Genomic DNA, 24,118 nt, shown 5'->3' with positions numbered 1-24,118 from the left:
ACACTGGGGAGAGAGCAACTGGGAGCAGGCGTATTGTTTGCCTCCCGGTGACCCGCGGAGCGTTTATGCCGAATGTAAGGTTCCCCCGAGGCGTATCTGTCAATATGGGCAAATGGAAAGATGAAGAATTATGGGTAGGCTTGATCATTTATAACAAGTATTGGATACATTATTATACCGGTTCTCCCGATGAGTTTGCGATCCAATACGATAATGTTCCATAAAACTGGGATGAATGAGACTGAACATAAAAGAACCGTTTCCGAGGTCCCCAGGCATTCCTGGATGAAAAAGATGGCCATTGCTTTGGGGATCATTCTTTTGGCATCCGTTTCGCTGAATGTGGTGCTGTGGTTTGAAACACTGGAAGAAGTGCATACGAATATCTCTTCCGTAAGAGAAGAATTGAAGCAGATGGGTTTATGGGTCCGGGCTTTCCGTGAATCCCATGGACGCCTGCCGTCTGCCCGGGAGCAGGTTCAGTATGGGATGAAGGAAGGCAGGTACGAAGGGCTGGACATGGAAGTTTTCGAAGAGGATGACGGCATTCAGATAAGTTTTGAAATGAAGGATAAATATAAGGGGAAATATGATGTTTCCGGGCATCGGATTGTTTTCGACAAAGAACTGTTGAAAAAGTGGCGACGGGAAGCTGAAGAATAGCTTTCTCCCATTCCTGCCGGATTGGGATAAGACAGGAGAATCTCGTTTCAAATAAAGCCGGGAAAAAACTACGCAGAGGGAGATGATCAAAAATTCGGGAAATTTTCCGGCCGTTCTGTGGCTTTAATATTCCAACATCCATTGTCTGGAGGTTGGGAAAATGTCGGGAAAAGCGGCGCTACCGGAATAGCTTTTCCGGTAGGGACGGCAGTTTTTGTCTGAGAGTCGGAGTTCGAGGAGCCCCCGTTCCGACAGGGTATTTTCAAGAGTCGGAACCACGGCGGATTGTCCGGTCCATGCGGTGCAGGGACGCACGGAGGTGACCTAAAAAAGTATTGCCAACGCCGGGGAATGCTGTATTTTGCTTGCGTTGAGAGTGACTGCCAAGTGGTTGCCGTCATCCTTTTTGGGAGTTCGGCATATTTTCCGGCAGAGTATCTGGTCCCTGTAGCATGTTTACGGATGATCGAGCCCTGATCCCCCCCGCGTGGTATGATGCAGAAAGCAATATGTTCGCCCGGGTTGAAGGATAGCGCCACTTGCTAGTTCGTCTCTTTTCATTCACTTACTATTATCCCCAGTTAATTTCTATGTCCGGACATAACAAATGGTCTAAAATCAAGCACGTTAAGGCTAAGGAAGATGCCAAAAAGGGCAAGGTGTTCGCCCGTTTTGCCCATGAAATCATGCTGGCCGCCAAGAGCGGCGGGGGAGATCCGGACCTGAATCCTCGCCTGCGCGCCGCCATTGACGGAGCCAAGGCCGTGTCCACCCCCAAGGAAAACATTGAGCGCGCCATCAAGAAAGGAACCGGGGAATTGGGAGGAGCCTCCATTCAGGAAATTACTTATGAGGGCTACGGCCCGGCTGGAACGGCCTTCCTGATTGAAGTGGCTACGGACAATACGAACCGTTCCGCTTCCGAACTGCGTACCCTGTTCACCAAGAACGGCGGCAGCATCGGCACTCCCGGCTCCGTTGCCTACCAGTTTGAACGCAAGGGGGAAGCCCGCATCATGGCGGAAGGCCTCACGGAAGATTCCGCCATGGACCTGGCGCTGGAATGCGGTGCGGACGACGTGGAAACCGGAGATTCCGACAATGAATGGGTGTTTGTGACCGATCCCACGGAATTGAATAACGTATGCGCCGCCCTGCGCGCCGCTGGACACACGGTGACCTCCATGAAGCTGATTTCCGTGGCCCAGAATGTGACCATGATCAATGATGCGGATACGGCCAGGGCCGCCATGCGGCTGTATGAAGCGCTGGATGATTACGATGATGCGCTCAACGTGTTTTCCAATTTTGACGTGGCGGAGGAAATCCTCGAACAGCTTGACTAGCGCCGTTGTCTTTCAGGAAACGCTTTTTGCAGTTTAACCTTCTTTTTCATGTCTGATACTTCCCCAGATTTGACTCCGGAGCAGGGTTCTCCGGAGTCGGCAGTCAAAAAACGCACCGTGCGCAGGACCAAATCCTCTGCGGAGGCTCCGGCGGAATCCCTGGTGGACGCGCACTCTTCCGCATCCGCACAGGAATCTTCCCCCGCCCCGCGCAAGCGGACTGTCAGGAAAAAGGTGCCTGAAACGGAAATCAAAGGTGAAAGGGAAACGAAGGAGCCGGAAAAGAAGACCTCCGTCCGCAAGCGTACTGCCAAGGCCGTAGAAGAAGTCCCGGCGGAGGAAGCCCCCGCCAAACCCAGAAGGGGCCGTCCCCGCAAGAAGCCTGTGGAGGAAGTCTCCGATCAGGCCGAAACGCCTGCCCCTGCTGCGGAGACAGCAGTCAAGCCGGTGCGCAGGCGTTCCACAAAGACTGTTTCCGCCGGAGAACATGAGGCTGATGCCCCGGATTCCTCCACTCCCGCCCTGGCGCCGCAGCATTCCGCCACGTCCGCAGAATCTTCTTCCGGAGAAGCTGAGGAAAAGAAGCCCAAGGTGATCCGCCAGCGGTTCGTGAGAAAGAACCGGGCGCAGGATGCGGAGGGAAATCCCGATGCGGCACCTCCTGCCATCAGGGTGGTGCAGGAAGGGGCGGCAGACCTGTCAGACGAATCTTCCCGGGAACCCCAGCGGGGGAATGACCAGCAGCGCCAGCGTTTTGACCGGAACAACCAGCGCAATAACGACCGTTTTAACAAAAACCGGACCAACCGGCCCGACAACCGCAACGGAAATTATAATAATAAAAACGGCAACGGCCGATTTAAAAACCGCCGGAATGGCAATTTCCAGGACAATCCCTCCCCCCAGAACAATGCTCCGCGGGAACTGGGGCCGCCGGAATCGGTGGACGGCCTGCTGGAGATTACGAACAAGGGATTCGGCTTTCTGCGGAAGCCGGACAATGATTTTGACGCTTTTGCGGAGGCCGTGTACGTCCCGCAGGACATGATCCGCAAATTCGGCCTGCGCCCCGCCGTGTGGGTTCACGGGCAGGCTTGCCGCCATGACCGCGGCATTCTGCTGACGGAAATCACCTCCATCAACGGAGACCTTGCGGAGAAAGCCCGCAAGCATCCGCATTTTGAAGAACTCAAGGCGGTCAACCCGACCAAGCGCCTTTCCTTTGAAACCCGTCCGGAACGCTATACCACGCGTACGCTGGACCTGATTGCCCCCATAGGCCGCGGCCAGCGCGGGCTGATCGTCTCTCCGCCCCGCGCGGGCAAGACGACGCTCCTCCAGCATATGGCTGAGGCCATTCTGGAAAATTACAAGGACTCCGTCCACCTGATGGTGCTTCTGGTGGACGAACGGCCGGAAGAAGTCACGGAATTCAAGCGTTCCCTGCCCGGCGCGGAAATCTACGCTTCCTCCAATGACGGAAGAGTTCGCGACCACTGCCGCATGGCGGAACTTTGCATCGAACGCGCCAAACGCCTTGTGGAGGCGGGGCAGCATGTATTCCTGCTGATGGACTCCATCACCCGCCTTGCGCGTGCCTACAACAATGCGGACAAGGGGAGCGGCCGCACCATGTCCGGCGGCATTGACGCCCGTGCGCTGGAAATGCCGCGCCGCCTCTTTGCCGCCGCCCGCAACACCCGGCAGGCCGGTTCTCTGACCATTATCGCCACGGCGCTGGTGGAAACGAACAGCCGCATGGACGACCTGATTTTCCAGGAGTTCAAGGGAACGGGCAACATGGAGCTGGTGCTGAACCGCCGCATTGCGGAGCATTACATTTTCCCGGCTGTGGATATCCTGAAGTCCGGAACGCGCCGTGAGGAACTGATCATGCCGGATGCGTGGCTGTTCAAGATGAATCTGATCCGCCGTGCGCTGGCAGGCCACAAGCCCGTGGAAGCCATGGAACGCTTCCTGTTCTTCCTGAACAAGTACCCCAGCAATGCCCAGATGCTTCTGGATCTGAAGCAGAAGGCTTAGGGAACCAATATCTTCTTTTTTACGGCGTCCGTCCGATTTCGGAAAATACTGAAATCCGGTCAGACGCCTTTTTTACTGCCCCAAATGGCGATGTGCAGACGGTCGGAAAAGCGCAGACCGTAGCGCAGGCTCCATGCCACAACCCGCGGGCGCATGATGTCCAGTTCTTCCCGGCTGGCGGCCAGAGGCATGATGAGGATGCGCTCCGTAGGTATTCCCGCCTGTTGTGCCAGTCGCAAAACGCCTGCCACATCCTCTTCGCAGGAAGCCACAAATTTGAACCAGGCTTTTTTCGTTTCCGCCAGACGGCGCAGAATATCCGGTTTCCAGGCTCGGGCGGCATCATTGCCGGAATGGGGAAGCTTGGGGGAAACGTTGAACTGGCCGATATGGTGCAGCAACTCTTCATCCGGCAGGATGGCGCCGTTGGTTTCCATTTCCACGAAGTGTTCCGGAAGCAGCCGGAGCAACCCGGGAAGGGCCTTTTGCTGAACAAGAGGCTCGCCTCCGGTGATGACCAGGCGGCGGCACGGATAATGGAGGACGGCCGCCGCCGCCTCTTCAGGGGAAAGCTTCACAGCCGGGGATGTGCCGTTCCATGAATAGGCCGTATCACACCAGGAACAGGCCAGATTACACCCCGCCAGGCGCAGGAAAACACAGGGCGTACCCTGGGATGCTCCTTCCCCCTGAATGGAATGGAAGATCTCCGGTTCTCCGTGAAGCTGGGCCAGTTTTAACATCATCAAGCCGCATGAGACTACCATATCCCCCGCATCCGTCAACGCCTCCCTGCGGGAGCCGTCAGCCGTTGCTGCGGCGGAACGCGCCCACGGTGAATAGCAGCAGGATGAATCCGACGACGGAAACGGCTCCCGTGAATAGCTTCTGGAAGGAGGCATGGTCCTTTTCCTGCTTGTTCAAATCGGCCAGTTCCTCTTTGGAGGCTCTCCCCATGGCCGCCCGCGCCCTGTCATAGGCATGGGAAGCCTGTGCTTCTTCCTTCTGGGCCCGTGCGAATGCTTCCCGGACGGTTTTGGATTGTTCCCTGTATTCTGCGGTTGCCAGCAGATCGTCGTCCGTCACGTCCATCATGTCCGGCACTTTTTCCTCCCTGTCATCCGCCAGAGCGGTATCTTTCTGCTCAGTCAATTTTTTCTCGGCGTTCTGCAGGCGGAGTTCCAGCTTGACGGCCTTTTGTTCCTGGGTCGTCAGATCGGCGTCCAACTGGCGGATTTTTTCATTCGTGCCGGCGATTGCCTGGTGGATGCGGCCCAGTTGTGCCTGCAAGGCTTCCGTGTTGACTTTCTGGGAAGGGGCACGGGCGGCAGATTTTTTCTTGGTTTTGGAATCTTCCCGTGATTTTGCCGCCTCGCGTTCCGCATCCGCCAGTTCCTTTTGGATGCTCCGCTGCTTGTCTGTCAGTTTGGCAAGAAGGCCTCTCATCTGCTCTTTTTTCTGGAGCAGTTCCTGCCGGGCTGATTTGGTGCTTTCCCTCTGCTTGGCGGCGCGCTGCCGGAAGTGTTCCATTTTTTGGTTGTGATCGTTTACCTCCTCCTGATGGTCCTCCATGGCTTTCCGGTAGGAGGCATCGGCATTTTCCTGGTACTGCTGCCTTTTTTTATCCAGGTAATGCGCCTGGAATTTTTCCAACGCCAGCTCCGCGTCCCGCGTAGCGTCCTGGGCGTTGTTCAATTTTGTACGGCTTTCGTTGACGGTTTGCTGCAGTGTCACGGCTGCTTCTTCCATGGTCTGTTTCCGGGCGGCCAGGGCCTCTCCTTCCGGTGTGATTTTATGTTGGTAATACCAAACGGAGAGAGCGGCAGTCAGTATAGTCAGCAAGAGAAGTACGTAGCGCATGGGAATGTTCCAATGATTCGGGTAAAACTACAAAAATAAGGCTCTCTTGTCAATCAGGCAGAAATGAGAAAAGACCGCTCTCCCTCAGTATCAAGGAAAACGGTCTTTTTGGGGCCATTCCGGACAGGTTCCGGAAGCATGTTGCGGATCAGACGTCCAGAGAGAAGGCGGTTATGGCGTCTATCTCTCCGGCAATCTTGTTGAGCAACTCGTCGGAAACGGGCTTGTTGGTTTTGAGGACGGCCAGGGCTTCCTGGGTGGAGTGGTCGGCCGGGGCGGCGATGTTGTCGATATTGATGCCGTTGGAATACAGGGCCGAACCGATGGTGGCGATGATGCCGGGACGGTCCTTGTAGTGCAGGAAAATGGTCGTTCCGCGCAGGTCGGCATACAGGCCGTTGAAGTTGTTCAGTCGGGAGACCATGGGAATGCCCTCCGTCACGACGCCGCGCACACTGGTGTTGAAATATTCCCCTTCGTCCTCCATGACCACGTCCAGCGTGATGGAGTCTTCGTAGGGCTTGTCGTCCTTGGGTTCCCGGGCCTTGAAGACAATGCCGTGTTCCCGTAGCGACTCTTCCGCGGCGGGAGGCATGAGCCCTTTTTCCGCGTGCGGCAGCAACCCTTCCAGAATGGGGGCGGTGAACCATTTGCGGAAAACGCGCAGATTGCCGTAAAAGGTGCATTCCACGCGGCGTATGGGTTTGTTGCCGCCGGCCTTGCGGGCCAGGGCGGCCAGCAGGAAGGCCAGTTGCAGGTGGGCCGGATTGAGGCCGTTGGGGGATTCCCCGTTGACCACGCAGGAGGTATCCCCGTCGGAGAAATAAGCTACCATCTGTTCCGCGGCGCGTTTGGCGGCCTTGGTGTTGGCTTCCCTGGTATTGGCTCCCAAATGGGGCAGGAGCAGGTCCGCTACGGCGGCGGAGGGTTTCTCTCCGGCGGCGTCCTTGGGATGCACGTCCGTCAGGTAGCCGATGGTTTTGCCGGCGGCTTTTGCGGCGGCCAGGGCTTCTTCATCCACTACCCCGTAGCGGGAGCAGTTGATCAGGACAGCTCCATCCTTCATGCGACTGATGAGTTCCGCATTCACCATGTGGTGGGTGGAGGGACCGCCCGGAACGTGCAGGGTGATGATGTCGCACTGGGAGAAAATGTCTTCAATGCTGGTGGGCGTGACGCCGATGTTCAGGGCGCGCTGGCGGGCCAGGAAGTGGTCGTACCCCAGCAGGGTGGGTTCAAAGCCCTGGAGGCGTTTGACGAGGTTGCGGCCGATGTTGCCCAGGCCGATGATCCCCACGGTCTTCTTGGTCAACTCGCTGCCCATGTACTTTTTCTTTTCCCACAGGCCGGCGCGGGTGGTGGTGTCCGCCTGGACGAGATGGCGGTAATACGCCAGGATCATGGCCATGACTTCTTCCGCCACGGCATTGGAGTTGGCGCCCGGCGTGTTCATGACGTCCACATTCTTCTTGCGGGCGTACACGATGTCGATGTTGTCGTAGCCGGCTCCGGCGCGGATCACCAGTTTCAGGGAGGGGAGGGAGTCCATGATTTCCGGAGTGACTTTTTCACTGCGGACGATCAGGGCCACGGTATCCGGGTGGCTGGCCGCCTGTACGTCCAGGGGCGTGTCCGCGTCCTGAATGACTTCATATCCTGCCGTTTTAAGCGTGTTGGCCGCTACGTCGGAGAGTTTGGTGGGAATGAGAACCTTGTTCATGTTGGTATGGAGAGGGGAGGGTTAATGTTCAATGGTGTGGACGAAAAGCCCGCTGCGCAGTTTAGGCTCGAACCAGGTGGATTTGGGGGGCATGATTTCCCCGGCGTCCGCCACGCGGAACAGGTCGTCCATGGTGACGGGATACAGGGAAAAGGCCAGCGCCATTCCTTCGGCGCAGCGGCGTTCCAATTCTCCCAGGCCGCGGATGCCGCCCACGAAGTCGATGCGGTCGCTGGTACGCGGGTCGTCAATGCCCAGGATAGGGGCCAGCAGGTTGGCCTGGAGGATGGCGCAGTCCAGGCTTTCAATGGGATGGTTCGCGTCGAAAGTGCCCGGTTTGGCGGTGAGGGAATGCCAGCGGCCGTCCAGATACATGCCGAATTCATGCTTGGCGCGCGGGGCGTAGCCTTCTCCCGGAACGGTGTCGGCGGGGACCACGTCGAAAACAGTTTGGAGCCTCTCCATGAACTCGTCGCGGCTCAGGCCGTTCAGGTCGCGCACGACGCGGTTGTAATCCATGATGAACAGGTCCTCGTCGCAGAAGACAACCGCCATCAGGTAGTTAAATTCTTCCTGCCCCGTATAGTCCGGGTGTGCCTTCCGGCGTCTGGCCGAGACGGCGGCGCTGGAGGCCGTGCGGTGGTGGCCGTCCGCAATGTACAAAGCTTCCACTTCCTCAAATCCTTTCCGGATGGCCTCAACGGTTGAGGGTTCCGCAACAGGCCACAGAATGTGGGTTACGCCGTCCTCCGTGGTGAAATCGTATTCCGGCTTATGAAATTTGATCCATTCCCGGATGATGCGGGAAATCCCATCATGCTTCCGGTACGCCAGAAAGACCGGTTCCGTCTGCGCGGAACAGGCATCGAAATGCTCGATGCGGTCCAGTTCCTTTTCCCTGCGGGTCAGTTCATGCTTCTTGATGGTGCCGTTCGCATACTCGTCCACGGAGGCGCAGCCGACGATGCCCGTCTGCACGCGGCCCCACATGATCTGGCGGTAAATGTAAAAGGACGGTGCGCCGTCCCGGACGAGGTAGCCTTTCCGGATGAAGGCCTCCAGATTTTCCTTCGCCCTGGCGTAGGTTTCCGGGGCATGGATGGCTTCCTCGCTCGTATCAATGTCGGAACGGCAGATGTGCAGGAAGGAGGCGTCGTTTCCGGCGGCCATCTCTTTGGCCTCTCGGTGGTTCATGACGTCGTAGGGCAGCGAGGACACCCGGGCGGCCATATCCCGTGGAGGCCGCAGGGCGGGGAAGGGGTGGAGAGTGGACATGGAAAAGATGAACGGTTAGGAGTGACGGCGATGATACAGGGAGCGGATGGGGGAAACAAGCCCCGCCAAAATACATGCCGCAATGAACAGCGGTGCATGCCGGACGGGAAAGCCTGCCGAATCGGAAAAATGGAAGAATCCGGAAAATGCCCATCCGGGAGAATCTTCTCCCTGTGAAGCGGGTTGCCGTTCCCTCTTTCCCGGCTGTCCGGGAAAGAGGGAACGGAGTGGGATTGCTAAATCTTGAGGATGTCCACAATGTTGGAGGTGATGGAACGCATGTCGTCCATCGTCAGTTCGCCCATGTGGGCGATGCGGAACGTCTTGTTCTTCAAGTCGCCGTAACCGTTGCCAAGCTGCATGCCGCGTTCGATCAAAGCGTTGTTCAGCGCGGCTACGTCAATGTTGCGCGTGTTGCTGATCACCGTCAGGGTGCGGGAAAGGTGGTCGCGGTTGGCGAAAACGCTGAAATATTCGTCCGCCCAGGAGCGCACGAACTCGGCCATGGCTTCATGGCGCGCAAAGCGGTTGTCCACGCCTTCCTGCATGATGCGCTGGAGCTGGAGGTCCATGGCGTACATGATGGAAACGCACGGGGTGTTCGTGTACTGGTAATCCTTCTTCTGGATGGTGTCGTAAATGGAACGCAGGTCAAAATAGCAGCCGCGGTTGGGAACGGAAGCAGTGCGTTCGTAAGCCTTCGGGGAGAGCGTGCAGACGGCCATGCCGGGAGGCAGGGCCAGCGCCTTCTGGGTGGAAGTCACCAGCACGTCCACGCCCAGCTTGTCCGTTTCAATGCGGGAACCCGCGGCGGAGCTGACGGCATCCATGCACCAGACGACATCCGGGTACTTTCTGAGTACTTCCGCAATATCTTCCACCGGGTTTTGAATGCCGGTGGAAGTTTCGTTGTGCGTGATGCAGATCGTGTCGTATTTGCCGGTGGACAGGGCGGCGTCCACCATTTCCGGGGTGGTGGGCTGGCCGAGCTCGCTCTTGAAAATGTCGGCGGGGACGCCGTTGCCCGTGGCGATCTTGTACCATTTGTCGCCAAAGGCGCCCACGGAGAAAATGGCGGCGCGCTTGGCGGTGCAGGAGCGCACGGCGCCTTCCATCAGGCCCGTGCCGGAAGACGTGGAAAGCAGGATTTCCTGTTCCGTCAGCAGAATGCGGCGCAGATTGTCGGAAATGCGGCGCTGCAGGGCGGAGGCCGCCTTGGATCGGTGGCCCATCATCGGGCCGCTCATGGCGGCGAGTACTTCAGGTGCTACTTCGGTGGGTCCGGGAATGAATAATTTGGTTGCCATTGGTTTTAGAAACTGGGTACGTGTACTATAGCGTCTTCAAACCGTTTGGCTATTCAAAATTCTTTGCGGTTGGGGGAGGCGGATGGCTGGAAGTGCGGTTTCACCATGTCACGGCATTTCTCAGGCCATCCAGGCCGTCATTCCTTTCACAAGCCAGTAGCCGCCGAAGAAGAGCCACGCGTACAGCAGCGCCGCCAGCAGGAAGGGCCGCGCGCCCGCTTTTTTGAACTTCTCAAAGCTGGATTCCGCGCCCAGGGCCGTCATGGCCATGGTCAGCAGGAACGTATCCAGGGAATTGATGGCGCTTACAACGCCGGAAGGCAGCAGATGCAGGGAATTGAAGCCGATGACGGCCAGGAACAGGAAAGCGAACCAGGGAATGGTGATTTTCCGTTTTTGCCCCGTTTGTCCGGCAGCGGCTTCCCTGCGGGAAAGGATGATGCTCAGGATGACCAGTACCGGGGCCAGCATCATCACGCGGATCATCTTGACGATGATGGCCGGGTCTGAAATGGCCTGTCCCATGGCGTTGCCGGCGCCGACCACGTGCGCCACTTCATGCAGTGTGGCTCCCGTAAACAGGCCCATTTGTTCCGTCGTCAGGTCCAGCATTCCGGCCCGGAACAGGGCCGGATAGAGGAACATGGAGAGCGTCCCGAAGATAACGACGGTGGAGACGGCCACGGCCGCCTTGTACGGCTGGCTTTTCACGACGGGTTCCGCCCCCAGCACGGCGGCGGCTCCGCAAATGGAACTGCCGATGGAGGTCAGCAGGGCCGTATCCCGGTCCATCTTCAGCAGGCGGCCCAGTCCCGCGCCCAGCAAAATGGTGAAGGCCACGACGACCGCGTCAATGAGCAGGGCGGCGCCTCCGATGTCGATCACGCTCTGGAACGTCAGCTTGAATCCGTACAGGACGATGCCCGTTCTCAAAACCTGCTTGGTGCAGAACTGAATGCCGGGGACCCACGTTTTCGGCAGATGGTTGCGCAGGCTGTTGGCGTAAATCATCCCCAGCACGATGCCGACGATCAGCGGGCTGAAGGAAAGGTGCTTCACCCATTGGAAATCCGCAATGTAACAGGCGGAAAAGGAGAAGAGAACGATCAGCAGAATGCCGTGCAGGGGATTGGCGAGTCGTTTGGGAGACATGATTTTTAGCGGATGATGGTCCGGGCCGTTTGCGGCGTTCCGATGACCGGGGGCCGGACGGCTGAGCGGAATATATACTCCTGTTTCATGATGAAATCTAATCAAAAACGTTTATAGTTGATTAGATTTTGTTATAATAGTTCTTGCAGAACCTGATGAACAATTCGTTGATCCTGCTGTGGTCTCCATGTCCGGTCGCGAAATGGAAGGAACGGCGGATTTCCATATGGCGCAAGGGGATTCTTTTCAGGTTCCCGTTCTTGAGCTCTTCCCTGACGGCCAGGGAGGAAAGAAAGGCGCACGCCGGGGAATGTTCCAGGTAAAGTTTGATGCTCTCCGTATTGCCCAGTGTCATCAGGACATGCAATTCGGACGGGGAGACTCCCTGGGCTTTCAGCGCTTCCTCCACGATCCGCCGCGTGCCGGACCCGGGTTCCCGCATGATCAGGGGGATGCCGGAAAGCTGGGTGGCAGTGAGGCCGTCCCGGGGCGCCGGCGCGGCCTGCATCCCTCCTGCCAGAATGATTTCATCAGCCAGAAAGGGGAGGTAATGGAGGTCCTTTCTGGTTGCCGTGCCTTCCACAATGCCGAGCTGTACGGTTTCATCCTGCACGGCTTGTTCTATTTCTTCCGTATTACCGCTTTTCAACCGTATGCGGATATCCGGATAACGGCGGCTGAACAAAGCCAGGAGGGGAGGCAGCACGTACTGGGCCATCGTGGAACTGGCCCCCAGGCTCAGTTCGCCGGATACGGGTGCATTCCCGGCGGATGCCATGTCTTCGTTCAGCGCCTCGTATTCCTTCAGAATCCTGCGGGAATGGGCCAGCAGGCGGCTTCCTTCCTCCGTCAGGACGATGCCGCGCCCCTCCCGTTTAAACAGCCGAGCGTCAAGCAGGCGTTCCAGTTCCTTCACATGGCGGGTGACGGCAGGCTGGGTAATGAACAATTCCTCCGCCGCGCGGGTAAAGTTGAGCCGCCGCGCAACGGTTTCAAAAACTTTCAGTCGGAAATCCGTAATCATGGGAGGAATGATGCCATTCAACCATGCCGCCTTGGTTCCGGCAAGCTCCTTTCCTTCATCCGTTTTTTCCTGCTGAAGCTGATGGGAGTGAAAAACTTGTTATGACAGAATGCCGGCTCGTCCGGCTTGTCCGGAAGGAAGAGAACGGGGCAGCATGATAATCAGATTATGGACGATAGCCGCGGCCGCATTGTTTTTATTCGGATGGGCTTCCGGGAAGGAGTGGAATCAAAAGATGGATGAATGGCTGCTGCCTTCCGGTACGCTGAAAGCGTTTGCGGAATACATGCCCGCTTATGGCAAACGGGCGCTTCCCGGACCGGATGAACGCGAGGCGGCCCGCCTGGAACAGGCAGTGGATGCCGCCAGGAAAGCGAAGGATGCCCGCGCCCTGGCGGAAGCCGCCGCCAGGCTGGACGCCTATTGGCAGTCAAAGCTGGATTCCCTGTATGCTCCCGTGGTCGCATGGCTGGTTTCACGGTGGTTTGTGAAGGCGGAACTGATTCCGTTCAAAGGAGGCATGGCGTATGAAATGCCCATGCAGGAATTGCAGGATGAGCTGGTCATGCTTGCCTGGGCGGGGACGCAGGCCGCTTGGGAGAAATTCCTTCAGGCGGATGAAGAATTTTACCGGGCGTGGCTTCTGGCCGGACGGAAGCGCCAGGAATACCCGGACTTGGAGGAATCTTCATCCGGGGAGAAGCTGAGGGACACGGAAGAGGCGGAAGTGCTGGTGCACCGGGCTTTTAAAAAGATGGAGAGGGTCATGGCCATTGCCGATACGGCGTGTGCGACACATGCCTATCCCCTGGTGGATGCTGTTCCCGTCCATCCCGGCTGGCAGGAGGATGATCCAGTTCTGCACAGAGTGGAGCAGGCCGTATGTTCGTCCGATTATCCTTTCATCAAATCCATGATGATAGAGTACCGGAATTACTGGGAGGCCCGTCTGGACGGCATCAGGACAGCTCTGCTGAGAGAGGACGGCTACAGGCCCGGTATGGAAACCGGATGGGAGAAAAAACTGAAAATGGCGGATCGTGCCTGGAGGTATTATGTGATCATGTCCGTGGAATACGAGATACAACCCGGAATCTATTTCTGGAGTTCCGGTATTGACATTTACATGACGGCGCACTGGACATGGCTGTATCGGCAGCGGTGCCGGGATTTGATGACGCTGGCCGGCCTGGCTCCGGAAAGGAGGGCGGAAGGTTTTGAATGTCCTCCCCGTTCCTTTGCCGGATTCGGAGAGGCGCGTCTTGCGATGGAGCACAAGGCCGCCGCCGGAGGGCCTTTGGCGGCGCAATACGGGGAATTGGCGGAGAATCTGGAAAAACTGCGCACGGATTTGGAGGATGCCGTCTCTCCGTGGCAAGCCGTTTTTTTGGCCGTCAGGTTACAGGATGAAGACGCGCTCCGGTTTTTGACATCCCGTATCCGGCTGCATGAACAGCACGCTCTTCTCAAGGGCGCGGTTACGCCGCTCATGGAGGCCGCCGAGGCGGGTTCCTCCGGGATGGTCCGGATTCTGGGGACATGTTGGGGAATGATCAATGCGGAAGACTGGCGAGGGCGGACCGCACTGGACATCGCCCTGGAACATGGCCATGTGGAAGCTGCATCCCTGATCCGGGAGAATGGTGGAATGACCGGAGCGGAGAAAAGAAGGAAAGAAGAGAAGGAGGCTGCCCGCAAATAGAGACTTTTCCGGACAAGGCGCCTGCCGGGAGCCGGCTTGACGGCATGCTTCCATGGTTTCCGGAACATTTCCCCGGTGAATTCCGTACGAAGCCCGGACTGAAAAACGGCGTGGGGCTGATGAGGAAATGTCGGCGATTCATGCTTGTCCCTGTTCATTTTCAGCCGTCTGTTCCGTCATGGGTGACATTCTGTTGCCGCTCATCGTCTGAACGGTGACGCCCGGCGGGGACTCCAATGCTTATATGAAACTGCATTCCATGATCATTACCGGCGCCGCCGGACTTATGCTGTTGGGGGCCTGTTCCCCTTCTTCTTATCAGACTACGTTTCCGGAACCGGCTTATGTGAAGGTTTCCGCCAATAACGGCGCATACGTTCCGTATCCTGCCAATCCTCAGGGGCAGCAGGAATTGGTGTACTGGTACGAATCCCTGCGTGAACCCCTGACCGTTGTTGCGGAAGTGCCGCCCGCTCCCCTCGTCACCAGGGGCCCAGGTCCGGTAATTCTGGATTCCGACAATTTTTCCGCGAAGCTTTACCGCGACAGGACGGAAGTGAAAAAGAAGGACAAGGACGGCAAGTGGGTTACCAGCGTGCGTCCCACCACTCCGGCTGACCAGCGCATGAGGAATTACATCATTGCGAGCAGAAAATCCCGTTAACAGCAGTTTTTACTGCCCTTGAAAAAAAGAATCCGGCCTGTTCCTTGAAAAAGGGAACAGGCCGGATTCTTTAAAAGAGTCTGCGGCAGTTTCTTCCTGCATCCGGAAATGCGGGAGGAAACAACTCTCCGTGCTGTTTCCCGGCAGGCGGCCTTCAGCAGGGAGCAGGAGCCGGCATCCGCGGATGCGGACCTTCAATCACAGGTCTTCCAGCGTCCATTCATCCTTCCATTCCAGCTTGATCTGGTCGCCTTCCCATTTCATGGGCAGCCACAGGTAGCGTCCGTCGATGGCGTTTTTGGGCCGCCAGATGTCCGCCATGAAGATGAATTTGCCGGGCTTGCCCTGCACGGGCAGAATGTACGTGCTTTGGCCGCCGAAGGTGATGCCCGCCTTCGGGCCCACGCAGGGGTTTTTGAGTTCCTTCCACGGTCCGGCAATCCGGTCGGCCACGGCGCTGCGGGCGGCGTTGGGAGCCCAGCCGGAACAGCCGGAAGCGATCATGTAGTATTTGCCCTTGTGCTTGCAGATGGCGGGAGCCTCCATGTAGCGGTTGACGAAAGCCCGGACGTATTTCCCGTTATGCCCGGTGTAGTCCGGGGTGAGTTCCGCTATGTGGAGCGTGATGTTGCCTTCCGAGGAATAGATATGGTAGGCCTTGCCGTTGTCGTCCACAAAAATGGTCATGTCCCGGCTCATCTGGCCGCCGGGATAGTCACGCCTGATGATGCGGACGTAGTCGGGCATTTCCTTGGTGAACTCCGTGGTCTGGTCCTTTTTGTCCAGGTTCAGGGGCCATTTGCCCGGATTGACGCGCCCGGCCCTCAGGAACGTGAACGGCCCGGTCGGCTTGGTGGCCGTCGCCACTCCCGCATACGCGGAACCATAGCCTTTCCCCTTGAGCTCCAGATGGAACCACATCACGTACTTTTTGGTCTTCTTGTTGTAAACCACTTTGGGGCGTTCCAGGATGCACCCCTTGGCGATGGGGTGGGAATTGTCCCCTTCCACCACCTTCAGGGCGATTCCCTCGTCCTTCCAGTTGTACAGGTCTTTGGAGGAATAGCAGTGCACGCCCACCTGGGCGCGGTTTCCGGCGTCCCCTTCAACCTTATGTTCCCCGTACCAGTAATAGGTTCCCTTGTCGTAGAGGATGCCGCCGCCGTGGGCGTTGATGTGGACGCCGTTGTTGTCCGTCCAGATTTCTCCGGGTTTGAAGGAAGTGTGCTTGACGGGGACGTCCGCCGGAGAAAGGGCGGTCATGCCGTAGAACAGGCAGAGGGAGAAAAAGGCGGTTGAAAGTGTTTTCTTCATATTCTTGAAATAGTTTTGAGACAGGTTGCGGATTCGCGTTCTTACAGGTCTTCCAATTTCCATTCGTCTTTCCATTCCAGCTTGATCTGATCGCCGTCAAACTGGATGGGCAGCCACAGGTAGCGTCCGTCGATGGCATTCTTGGGCCGCCAGATGTCCGCCATGAAGATGAATTTGCCGGGCTTGCCCTGAACGGGCAGAACATAAGTGCTTTGGCCGCCGAAGGTGATGCCCGCCTTCGGCCCTACGCAGGGATTCTTGAGTTCCGTCCACGGGCCGGCAATGTGCTTGGCCACGGCGCTGCGGGCGGCGTTGGGCGCCCAGCCCGTACAGCCGGAAGCGATGAAGTAGTATTTGCCCTTGTGCTTGAAGATAGCGGGGGCTTCCATGAAACGTCCCGGGAAGACGCGTACGAATTTGCCCGTGTGCCCGGTGTAGTCCGGGGTGAGCTCCGCAATGTGCGTGGTGCTGTTTTCCTCGGAGGAATAAATGTGGTAGGCCTTGCCGTCGTCGTCCACAAAAATGGTCATGTCCCGGCTCATCTGGCCTTTTTCAAAATCCTTCTTGAACATGTCCTCGGAGCGGACTCCTTCCGGCAGGGCGCTGGAAGTAAGAGCGGGCACCCCCTTGAAGGTTTTCATGGTCTGGTCCTTCTTGTCCATGTTCGCAGGCCATTTGCCCGGATTGACGCGCCCGGCCTTCAGGAACGTGAACGGCCCGGTCGGCTTGGTGGCCGTCGCCACTCCCGCATAGGCGGCCCCGTAGCCTTTCCCCTTGAGCTCCAGATGGAACCACATCACGTACTTTTTGGTCTTCTTGTTGTAAACCACTTTGGGGCGTTCCAGGATGCACCCCTTGGCGATGGGATGGGAATTGTCCCCTTCCACCACTTTCAGGGCGATTCCCTCGTCCTTCCAGTTGTACAGGTCCTTGGAGGAATAGCAGTGGACACCCACCTGGGCGTAGTTGCCCGCGTCGCCCTCCACCTTGTGTTCCCCGTACCAGTAGTAGGTCCCCTTGTCGTAGAGGATGCCGCCGCCGTGGGCGTTGATGTGGACGCCGTTGTTGTCCGTCCAGATTTCTCCGGGCTTGAAGGAAGTGTGCTTGACGGGGGTGTCCGCCGCGGAAAGGACGGCGGCGCCGCAAAACAGGAGGAGGGACAGCAGCGGTTTGATGATATTGGTCATGGCTCTGAGGATGCGGAAGTGGTCAGTGAATGGTCGGGATGGCCGTACAGTTTGTCCCATGCTCTGGAAAGGGCGTACAGGGCATAACCGGTACCATAGAATTTGTGATAATTGTACAATGGATAGTCCCACCAGGAACCGTCTCTGCCCTGGCGCGCAAGGATGTCGCCGGCCAGCAGAGACGCATGACGTTTTACCTGATTGGGGGCCAGCATGTCCAGACACATTCCTGAATAATAATATCCATAATAGAAAAAGTACCCGGAATTCTGTGCGAAGCTTTCATGCGGAACCGGCTTGTGGAGGGCCATGGTCAGCCAGCCCCTGCGGCTCCACAGGCGGTCCAGTCCGTTCACAAGCTGGAGCATGGAAATATCTTCCGGTTCCCACAGCTTGATGGCGTAATCGCAGGCCGGGGTGCGGGCCAGGCTGCCGGTGTGGCGGTTGATGGGTCTGCCGGGATAATAGGAGTGGCTCAGGGAATAAACATAGGTTCCGGCTGGGGTACGCTGGGATTTGAGGAATTTCAGGGCCCGGCTGAACACCTTCTCATCCAGGGAGAGGCCGAATGTCTTACCGACCATCCATGCGGAAATGAGAACGGTCCCGGTCAGGAAGGAGGTGGGTTCCGATGCAGGCCGTTTGCTGAATCCGATGTAGGTGAGATAGCCCCAGCCCCCCTTGGCGGAAGCCAGTTCGTTGAGCCTGTCCACCTGGAGGCGAGCGCAGTCCATGAGTTGTTTGTAGCGCGGGCTTTCGCGGTCCAGCCCGGCCGCACGCATGCTCATGGCGTCCAGCACGTAGGTATGCGCCCAGATGTTGTAAACGCAGAGGGCGTCCCCCCGCTTCAAATGGGGCATCGTCCGGATCAGGTAATCTTCCGCGCGGGTCATGGCTTCCCGTACCTTTGGTTCGTCCCGCAGGGGAGTGGCGTTAAGTCCCGCGATGCACAGGGCCGTGCTCGCCGTCTTGAAGGTGAGCGGGCCGTCCGGATAGGGGCAGAGAATGTTCCATGTGCCGATCACCCGGTGGTCTCCCCAGGAGCCGTCCCTGTTCTGTTTTTCCAGCAAAAAATCCACGCCGCGGCGGAATGCCGCGCTGAATTGTCCGCGTTCAGCAGGGGGAATATCCGGAATTTTTGCAATGGGAATGGTATCCTTCCGGTCGCCGGGTACCGTTTCCGGTTCTCTGGCGGAAACAGTCAGGGACGCAAGCAGAAGCAGGCTGGAAAACAAAAGACGGAACATGGTCAGGAAGCGGGCGGGGTGGTGGGATAAAGCGCGCTCCGGACCCGGGAAACGGCGAACAGGGCGTAGCCGGTGCCATAAAATTTGTGATAATTGTAGAGGGGATAGTCCCACCAGGAGCCGTCCTTCTCCTGCATGGGCAGGATGTCGTCCGCCAGATGGGCCGCATGGCGCGGCAGCCGTTCCCGGGGTACCTGGTCAAGGCAGCGGGCGGCGTAGTAATACCCGTAGTAGAAGAAATAGCCTGCATTTTGCGCGAAGCTTTCATGAGGGATGGGTTTCTTCACCGCCAGGGAGAGCCACCCGGAGCGGCTCCAGATGCGTTCCAGCCCGTCTTCCAGCTGGCGTCTGGAAACAAAAGCCGGATCGTACTGGATCAGGGCCAGGTCTCCGGCGGGGGTGCGGGCCAGACTGCCGGTGTGGCGGTTGATGGGCCTGCCGGGATAAAACATGTGGGATATGGAATACACATAGCTCCCGGCCGGGGTCCGCTGTTTTTCCAGGCTGGCGACGGCGCGCTTGACGATCTGGGGATCGGCCTTGAGGCCGAATGCGCGTTCGGCGTCCTTGAAGGCGATCAACACCGTAGCCGTCAGGAAGGAGGTGGGTTCCCCCATCGGCCGTCTGGAAAAAGTTTTAAAGGTGTAGTAGCCCCAGCCGCCTTTGACGTCCGCCATCCAGTTCAGCGCCTCCACCTGCAGGGAGGCCACCTTCTTGAGCTCCGTGTATTGCGGGGAATTCTCCGGCAGGTTTTCAGCGGCGCGGCACAGGGCGGAGAGGCCGTAGGCATGGCCCCATACGCCGAGGACGGTGCGCGTGTCTCCGCGCTTGAGCAGGGGAAGGGTGGCAAGCAGGTACTGGACGGCCCGGTCAACGGCTCCCTTGACGGCGGGCTCATCCTTCAGCGGACTGGCGAGCAGGCCGATGACGCACAGGGACGTGCAGGCGGTCCTGAATGACCTGGGGCCTTCCGGGTAAGGGCAGATCACATTCAGCCCCTTGGTGCGCGTGTGGTCCCCCCAGGAGCCGTCCTTGTTCTGGCTGGCCAGAAGGAAATCCGCCGCCCTGCGTATGGACTGGTCCAGCGTTTCCCGGGAGGGGGGCTCCACGTCCGGAACCTTTTCAATGGGAATGGTGTCTCTTTTTTCCCCGCCTTCTGCCGGCATGGGTGCGCCAAGCGCCGTGCAGGCACTCAGAACGGAGAGGAAAAGGACGGCCTTGTTCATGCGCGGAAAAGAGATCAGGCCTGCTGATCCTTGATGGTCACCTGGACGGGCAGTCCGGGAGCGAATATCTGGCTGGCGGGAACCTTGGGCGTCACGATGATGCGGCGCTTGCCGTCCGCTCCGGGAATGGGGCTGGCTTCCGTGATGACGCCGGGAATCTGCATGTTCGTTACTTTGATGACGACGGTTTCCCCCACTTTGGGCGTGGCGGTGGAGTCCGGAAGGGTGGCCTGCACGATCAGTTCCGAGTCCGGGGGGACGATGGTGGCTATCTTGTCAAAGGCTTCCAGCTTGCCGCCGGGCTTGAGCTTTTCCGCCACGGGGATGGCCACCCATTTGTCCGCCACGTAGCCTCCGTAAAGCAGGATGCCGTTTTCCGGAGCCTTGAAGGAGGCCATTTCGCGGTCGGCTTTCAGCTCGTTGTATTTGTCCTGGAGGCGGCGCAGGGATACCTCCGCTTCCGTGAGGGCTATTTTTTTCTGTTCCAGGTCGAATTCCGCCTGCTTGCGGGCTTCCGCCAGGTCCGTCTGCTTCTCTTTCACGGCCGTGGCGAAATCTTCGCCCAGGCGGTGGATATTGCGCAGCTTGGCCAGTTCCGCGACCAGTTTGGCTCCCTGGACGGCGAACTCGCTTTCTCCGAGTTCATTCTTCAGCCGTTTCAGGATGATTTCCTCCGTTTCTTCCGCCACCTGGTCGTCCTTGTACATCTTGGTGAGCTGGTTCAGCTCCTCCTGCTTGTAGGACATGTAGCGCAGGGCCTTGTTGACGCGTTCCTCCTCTTCCGCCAGCATGCGGGCCTTGCGCTTTTCCAGGAAGTCCTTCTGGTCCTCCTCCGTGCGCGTCAGGGCCGTCTGGAATTTCTGGAGACTCATGGCGGAACGCTCCTTCTGCTGGTCCAGCGCGTAACGGAGTTTCAGCACTTCCAGGTTCTTGCTCTTGATGGCCCGTTCGTAATCTTCAATGCTCTTGTCCAGCGTACGGAAATCCGCCTGGGCCACGGAATCGCCTTTTTTGACGGAGCTGCCCTGGGGCATGATGCCGATCAGGAAAATGTCGGAACTCCCCTTGGGGGCAAAAGAGATGGACTTGGTATTCTTCTTGGGCAGCAGGATGCCCGGAGCGATGGAGTCGGCCAGGGCGGCTCCCCCCATGAGGAGAACGGCCAGAAGGCCGGTGGCGGTGAGGGATGTATGCTTCATATGCAATGGTGTACAATCAGAGATGAATCAGGATTGGCGCGCGGAAAACGGGACGAAGCGCCCCTTCTTTCCAAGTATAACGGTATGAAACGTGGTTTTCTTTCCTTTATGTGAAGCGGGCACCGCTTCCGTGTTGACTTCAAAGCCCGCTTTCTGCAGGGTGCGTACCAGCCGGGTGTCCGGACGGGCTACGGTGATGACCAGCAGGCCCCCCTGCTTGAGGGCGGCAAAATAATCGGAAGCTTCCGCTACGCTCAGGTTCATGCGGTCGTGCGTGGAACGGCACAAAATGGCGTGGAAACTCTTCTGCTGCTTGCGGGCTACCTGGAGAGCGGTGGAAAATTCCACGCTGACGCGGGGATCATGCAGGAATCCGGGACGTTCCCCATCCAGAAATTCCTGGTGCCAGTCCACCAGTTCCCTGCACGGTTCCGCCACGATGAAGCTGGCTTTTTCCCTCTGAACCTGGTCCATCAGGGAAAACAGGGTGAAGCCCAGACCCAGGCCATCCAAAAGGAAAGAGGGCTGGTTGGCCCTCTTGACGGGCGCCGTGGCGATGGCCGCCGCCGTTTCATTGCTTCCGTGAGAAAAACTGGAAGCCGTCTGCATGCCGTCCCTGAGCAGAAAATGGAAGCCGTCCCGTTCCCAGAGTTCAAGAATGGAGCCGTCGGGCAATTGTGTGGAAGCTAGTTTGGTAATGGGTTTCATATCAAATAATGCCGGTCGGACAGCGTAGGAAAGAACGCTTTTCAGGGCAAGTCCGGACAGCGTGTTTGGAGAGGAATACGGGCCTAATTGAAAAAAATTGCATGGAAAACGAACTTTGCGCATTCTTTTTCTTGATTTACGGACGGAAATAAGCGAGAGCTATCTTTCAGCACAGCTATTTTTTCCGATATGAGTAATCCACCACCCCCCTCCATTCCGGGCGGTACTCCGCCGCCGCCCACTCCTCCGCCGGCTCCGGCAGCGCCTTCCGTACCCCAGCCGCCCGTACCTCCTGCCGCGCCTCCCGTGTCCGGAGCACCCGCGCCGGCTGCTCCGCCCGCCGCTGCCGCTCCTACCATTCCCCTGCGTCCTGCCGGCCTGGGAGGAGGGATCAAGCTTGGCGGCGGCCTGAAGACGGTTGCCCTTGGCTCCGCCACCACTCCTGTGGCTCCCGCCGCAGCGGCTCCTACCGTTCCCCTGACGCCTCCCGGGGCAGGGATGGCTACCGCGCAGCTTCCGCAGGCCACCATCGGCCTGAATACGGCTCCCGCCGCGGCTCCCGTCTCTTCCGCTTCCTTTACGGCAAAGAAATTTGAACAGGACACCGAGGAAGGCTCCAATACCCTTCTGAATGTTCTTTCCTTCGTGGCCTTGGCTTTTGCCCTGGCATTCGTCGGTTACCAGTACGCTACGGATACGCTGGAATCCCGCAGCATGACGGGCTGGCTGGGCAGTGAAGAAAATCCTGCCGCCGCGGCTCCCGCCGCCTCCAGCGACGAGTCTGCCGATGACGCCGCCGAGGAAGCGTCTGAAACGTCTGACGAAGCCGCTGCGGATGCCCCTGCTGACGATGCGTCCTCCGATGTCGCCGACGACGAAGAATAAGTGAACATAACGGTTCTCCAAATACTCTAAGCGGTACTATGGCAAACGTATTTTCTGAAGCAAATTTTGAGGATGAAGTCCTGAAGTCCGACATCCCTGTGCTTGTCGACTTCTGGGCTACATGGTGCGGCCCCTGCCGCATGATCGCTCCGATCATTGACCAGTTGGCTACGGAACTTGCCGGCAAGGTCAAGGTGGGCAAAGTGGATGTGGACGCCAACAACGGCCTGGCCGCAACCTATGGCGTGCGCACCATTCCTACTCTCCTGATCATCAAGGATGGAGAAATCATGGACACCATGGTGGGCGCCACTTCCAAGGACGCCATTCTCCAGCGCCTGCGCCCGGTCATGTAACCGTTCGCGATTATTGATGTAATACCGGCCTCCGGTGGGAAAATCCTGCCGAAGGCCGTATTTTTATCCGGGGGTGCTTCCTCTGCCTCTTCTGGATGGCGCTTGGGGTGCCTCTTGATCTGCCGGAAAAGCAGAATTTGTTTTTGGCAAACAAACTTTGGACAAGACAGAATTTGCGCAGAACATGTGCCTGAAAAGGTGGGAAAAGCGTGGTTATCCTTTATTTCTCGTGTCCGGTTATTAGTTTCCCATGTGATTACATTTCGTAGGCACAGCCGGGGTTTCTTGTGAAAACAAGCGTTTTCCCTTACAATTGAGCAGAGAGGATATTCTGGTCCTTCCGGACGCGCCTCATTCCTGCATAGCGGTACGTAGCTGACAGCAGGGCCTTTCTAAAGAAACCCTGCGGAAAGAAGATCAAGGAAAAAGAGCCGTCAGGCATATTGGCTGCCGGATGCAGTACCTGCAGCTTGTTTCCCATTCTTGTGGGGGAATGAACGGACGATAAGAAATAGGGAAAAGCAATATTCGTCCTTATCAGAACCATGATATTTGTTTATCCCATATGTTGAATTTGCTGGAATAAATCCATAAATTTGCATATGATCCATAAATTTGATTTTTTCAAGACAAACATCTCATGACGAATAGGAGGAATAATTTCTAAAACATTTGCAAGCAACAATATATCGATAAAAAAGGAAGATATTATCTTCCTTGACTTCCTTCTGGATTATATATAAATTTAGTTAAATATGAAGAAAGTAATAAAAATAATGATTTTATTTTTATTAGGTGTCGCAGCACTGTTTGCAGCCTACTTGTATATTAAACAGCAGACAGTGGACAGCAGACAAAGATCCATGGCTAATACGGCGGCAATTTCAAGTATGTTTCTATCGTCCGTTTCCCAGCAGTACCACTGCCGTTTCTCTACTTTGGGCGGCACCTGGTCTCTGGAAAAATTCACGAAGTCATATGGATTGGCTTTTGAAAATGAAGGTAATCCTGAAGCCTGGCAAGAATTGAAACGGCGCATTAATGACGGGACGATAGAAAAAGAATTTTATAATTTGTGGATATACATCGGAGCTTCTCCCGCCATTGATATGGAAATTAATGAGGAGAATAAATTTATTAAAGTTATCATCAGTACGGAAAAGTCTCCATCCCAGAGTATGTTTTATCATTTATGAAAAATGGATAAAACAGGAAATAACCCCGCTTCTTATTCGAAAAT

21 protein-coding genes are annotated in these 24,118 nt (G+C 57.2%); 8 read left to right on the top strand and 13 right to left on the bottom strand.

From position 1 onward, the window contains the following. Window positions 1–285: 285 nt before the first annotated feature. The 3 genes from OQH67_RS04220 to rho all read left to right on the top strand — a co-directional run bounded on the left by OQH67_RS04220 (window position 286) and on the right by rho (window position 4,052). On the top strand, window positions 286–663 hold the full coding sequence (locus OQH67_RS04220) for a hypothetical protein (RefSeq protein WP_215434296.1): 378 nt from the start codon (window positions 286–288) through the stop codon (window positions 661–663). Window positions 664–1,253: 590 nt separating this feature from the next. Beyond that, window positions 1,254–2,009, top strand: coding sequence for a YebC/PmpR family DNA-binding transcriptional regulator (locus tag OQH67_RS04215; RefSeq protein ID WP_067572120.1), 756 nt, complete (start codon window positions 1,254–1,256; stop codon window positions 2,007–2,009). 48 nt (window positions 2,010–2,057) lie between these two features. Then, complete coding sequence (gene rho, locus OQH67_RS04210) at window positions 2,058–4,052, top strand: transcription termination factor Rho (protein ID WP_215434297.1); 1,995 nt, start codon at window positions 2,058–2,060, stop codon at window positions 4,050–4,052. A 59-nt stretch (window positions 4,053–4,111) separates the two neighbouring features. Here the strand turns inward: rho and OQH67_RS04205 are convergent, their stop codons facing one another. The 7 genes from OQH67_RS04205 to OQH67_RS04175 form a co-directional block, all read right to left on the bottom strand. Then, a complete protein-coding gene (locus tag OQH67_RS04205; protein ID WP_215711636.1) occupies window positions 4,112–4,798 on the bottom strand; it encodes a 7-carboxy-7-deazaguanine synthase QueE in 687 nt (228 codons plus the stop codon). Between the two features lie 58 nt (window positions 4,799–4,856). Next, on the bottom strand, window positions 4,857–5,912 hold the full coding sequence (locus OQH67_RS04200; RefSeq protein WP_215434299.1) for a hypothetical protein: 1,056 nt from the start codon (window positions 5,910–5,912) through the stop codon (window positions 4,857–4,859). Window positions 5,913–6,060: 148 nt separating this feature from the next. Continuing rightward, a complete protein-coding gene (locus tag OQH67_RS04195; protein ID WP_067572116.1) occupies window positions 6,061–7,632 on the bottom strand; it encodes a 3-phosphoglycerate dehydrogenase family protein in 1,572 nt (523 codons plus the stop codon). 21 nt (window positions 7,633–7,653) lie between these two features. Next, window positions 7,654–8,907, bottom strand: coding sequence for a DUF1015 domain-containing protein (locus OQH67_RS04190; RefSeq protein ID WP_215434300.1), 1,254 nt, complete (start codon window positions 8,905–8,907; stop codon window positions 7,654–7,656). Window positions 8,908–9,143: 236 nt separating this feature from the next. Further along, on the bottom strand, window positions 9,144–10,214 hold the full coding sequence (locus tag OQH67_RS04185) for a pyridoxal-phosphate-dependent aminotransferase family protein (protein WP_215434302.1): 1,071 nt from the start codon (window positions 10,212–10,214) through the stop codon (window positions 9,144–9,146). A 120-nt stretch (window positions 10,215–10,334) separates the two neighbouring features. Further along, entirely contained in the window at window positions 10,335–11,366 is a 1,032-nt protein-coding gene (locus OQH67_RS04180) for a YeiH family protein (protein WP_215434303.1), read from the bottom strand. A 121-nt stretch (window positions 11,367–11,487) separates the two neighbouring features. Then, complete coding sequence (locus tag OQH67_RS04175; protein WP_215434304.1) at window positions 11,488–12,390, bottom strand: LysR substrate-binding domain-containing protein; 903 nt, start codon at window positions 12,388–12,390, stop codon at window positions 11,488–11,490. Window positions 12,391–12,544: 154 nt separating this feature from the next. On the opposite strand from OQH67_RS04175, the gene OQH67_RS04170 reads away from it, so the two are divergent. Next, the gene (locus tag OQH67_RS04170; RefSeq protein ID WP_215434306.1) at window positions 12,545–14,092 is read left to right on the top strand and encodes an ankyrin repeat domain-containing protein; all 1,548 of its coding nucleotides are present in this window, start codon (window positions 12,545–12,547) and stop codon (window positions 14,090–14,092) included. A 244-nt stretch (window positions 14,093–14,336) separates the two neighbouring features. After that, on the top strand, window positions 14,337–14,756 hold the full coding sequence (locus OQH67_RS04165; protein ID WP_215434308.1) for a hypothetical protein: 420 nt from the start codon (window positions 14,337–14,339) through the stop codon (window positions 14,754–14,756). A gap of 198 nt (window positions 14,757–14,954) precedes the next feature. Here the strand turns inward: OQH67_RS04165 and OQH67_RS04160 are convergent, their stop codons facing one another. From OQH67_RS04160 to OQH67_RS04135, 6 genes are read right to left on the bottom strand one after another with little or no spacing between them, the layout of a single operon-like run. Further along, window positions 14,955–16,070 carry a glycoside hydrolase family 43 protein gene (locus tag OQH67_RS04160; RefSeq protein ID WP_215434310.1) on the bottom strand — a complete coding sequence of 372 codons (1,116 nt, stop codon included), beginning with the start codon at window positions 16,068–16,070 and terminating at the stop codon, window positions 14,955–14,957. Window positions 16,071–16,111: 41 nt separating this feature from the next. After that, the gene (locus OQH67_RS04155) at window positions 16,112–17,257 is read right to left on the bottom strand and encodes a glycoside hydrolase family 43 protein (protein WP_215434311.1); all 1,146 of its coding nucleotides are present in this window, start codon (window positions 17,255–17,257) and stop codon (window positions 16,112–16,114) included. Then, a complete protein-coding gene (locus OQH67_RS04150; RefSeq protein ID WP_215434312.1) occupies window positions 17,254–18,504 on the bottom strand; it encodes a prenyltransferase/squalene oxidase repeat-containing protein in 1,251 nt (416 codons plus the stop codon). The genes OQH67_RS04155 and OQH67_RS04150 overlap by 4 nt, the downstream gene beginning before the upstream one ends. Before the next feature lie 2 nt (window positions 18,505–18,506). Beyond that, window positions 18,507–19,730 (bottom strand): prenyltransferase/squalene oxidase repeat-containing protein, encoded by a 1,224-nt coding sequence (locus OQH67_RS04145; protein WP_215434313.1) that lies wholly within the window; start codon window positions 19,728–19,730, stop codon window positions 18,507–18,509. A 14-nt stretch (window positions 19,731–19,744) separates the two neighbouring features. After that, complete coding sequence (locus tag OQH67_RS04140; protein WP_067572095.1) at window positions 19,745–20,929, bottom strand: HlyD family secretion protein; 1,185 nt, start codon at window positions 20,927–20,929, stop codon at window positions 19,745–19,747. A 27-nt stretch (window positions 20,930–20,956) separates the two neighbouring features. After that, on the bottom strand, window positions 20,957–21,637 hold the full coding sequence (locus OQH67_RS04135) for a hypothetical protein (protein ID WP_215434314.1): 681 nt from the start codon (window positions 21,635–21,637) through the stop codon (window positions 20,957–20,959). A gap of 189 nt (window positions 21,638–21,826) precedes the next feature. Between OQH67_RS04135 and OQH67_RS04130 the strand changes: the two genes are divergently transcribed. The 3 genes from OQH67_RS04130 (at window position 21,827) to OQH67_RS04120 (ending at window position 24,074) form a co-directional block, all read left to right on the top strand. Next, on the top strand, window positions 21,827–22,522 hold the full coding sequence (locus tag OQH67_RS04130; RefSeq protein WP_215434315.1) for a hypothetical protein: 696 nt from the start codon (window positions 21,827–21,829) through the stop codon (window positions 22,520–22,522). Between the two features lie 38 nt (window positions 22,523–22,560). Beyond that, entirely contained in the window at window positions 22,561–22,878 is a 318-nt protein-coding gene (trxA, locus tag OQH67_RS04125; RefSeq protein ID WP_067572089.1) for a thioredoxin, read from the top strand. A 755-nt stretch (window positions 22,879–23,633) separates the two neighbouring features. Further along, window positions 23,634–24,074, top strand: coding sequence for a hypothetical protein (locus OQH67_RS04120; protein WP_215434316.1), 441 nt, complete (start codon window positions 23,634–23,636; stop codon window positions 24,072–24,074). The last annotated feature ends 44 nt before the right edge of the window (window positions 24,075–24,118 follow it).

The organism is Akkermansia biwaensis (assembly GCF_026072915.1).
In the GTDB taxonomy this organism is placed as follows: Bacteria; Verrucomicrobiota; Verrucomicrobiia; order Verrucomicrobiales; family Akkermansiaceae; genus Akkermansia; species Akkermansia biwaensis.
The sequence above is the reverse complement of the archived record's forward strand: the minus strand, read 5'-3'. Positions and strand labels throughout refer to the sequence as shown.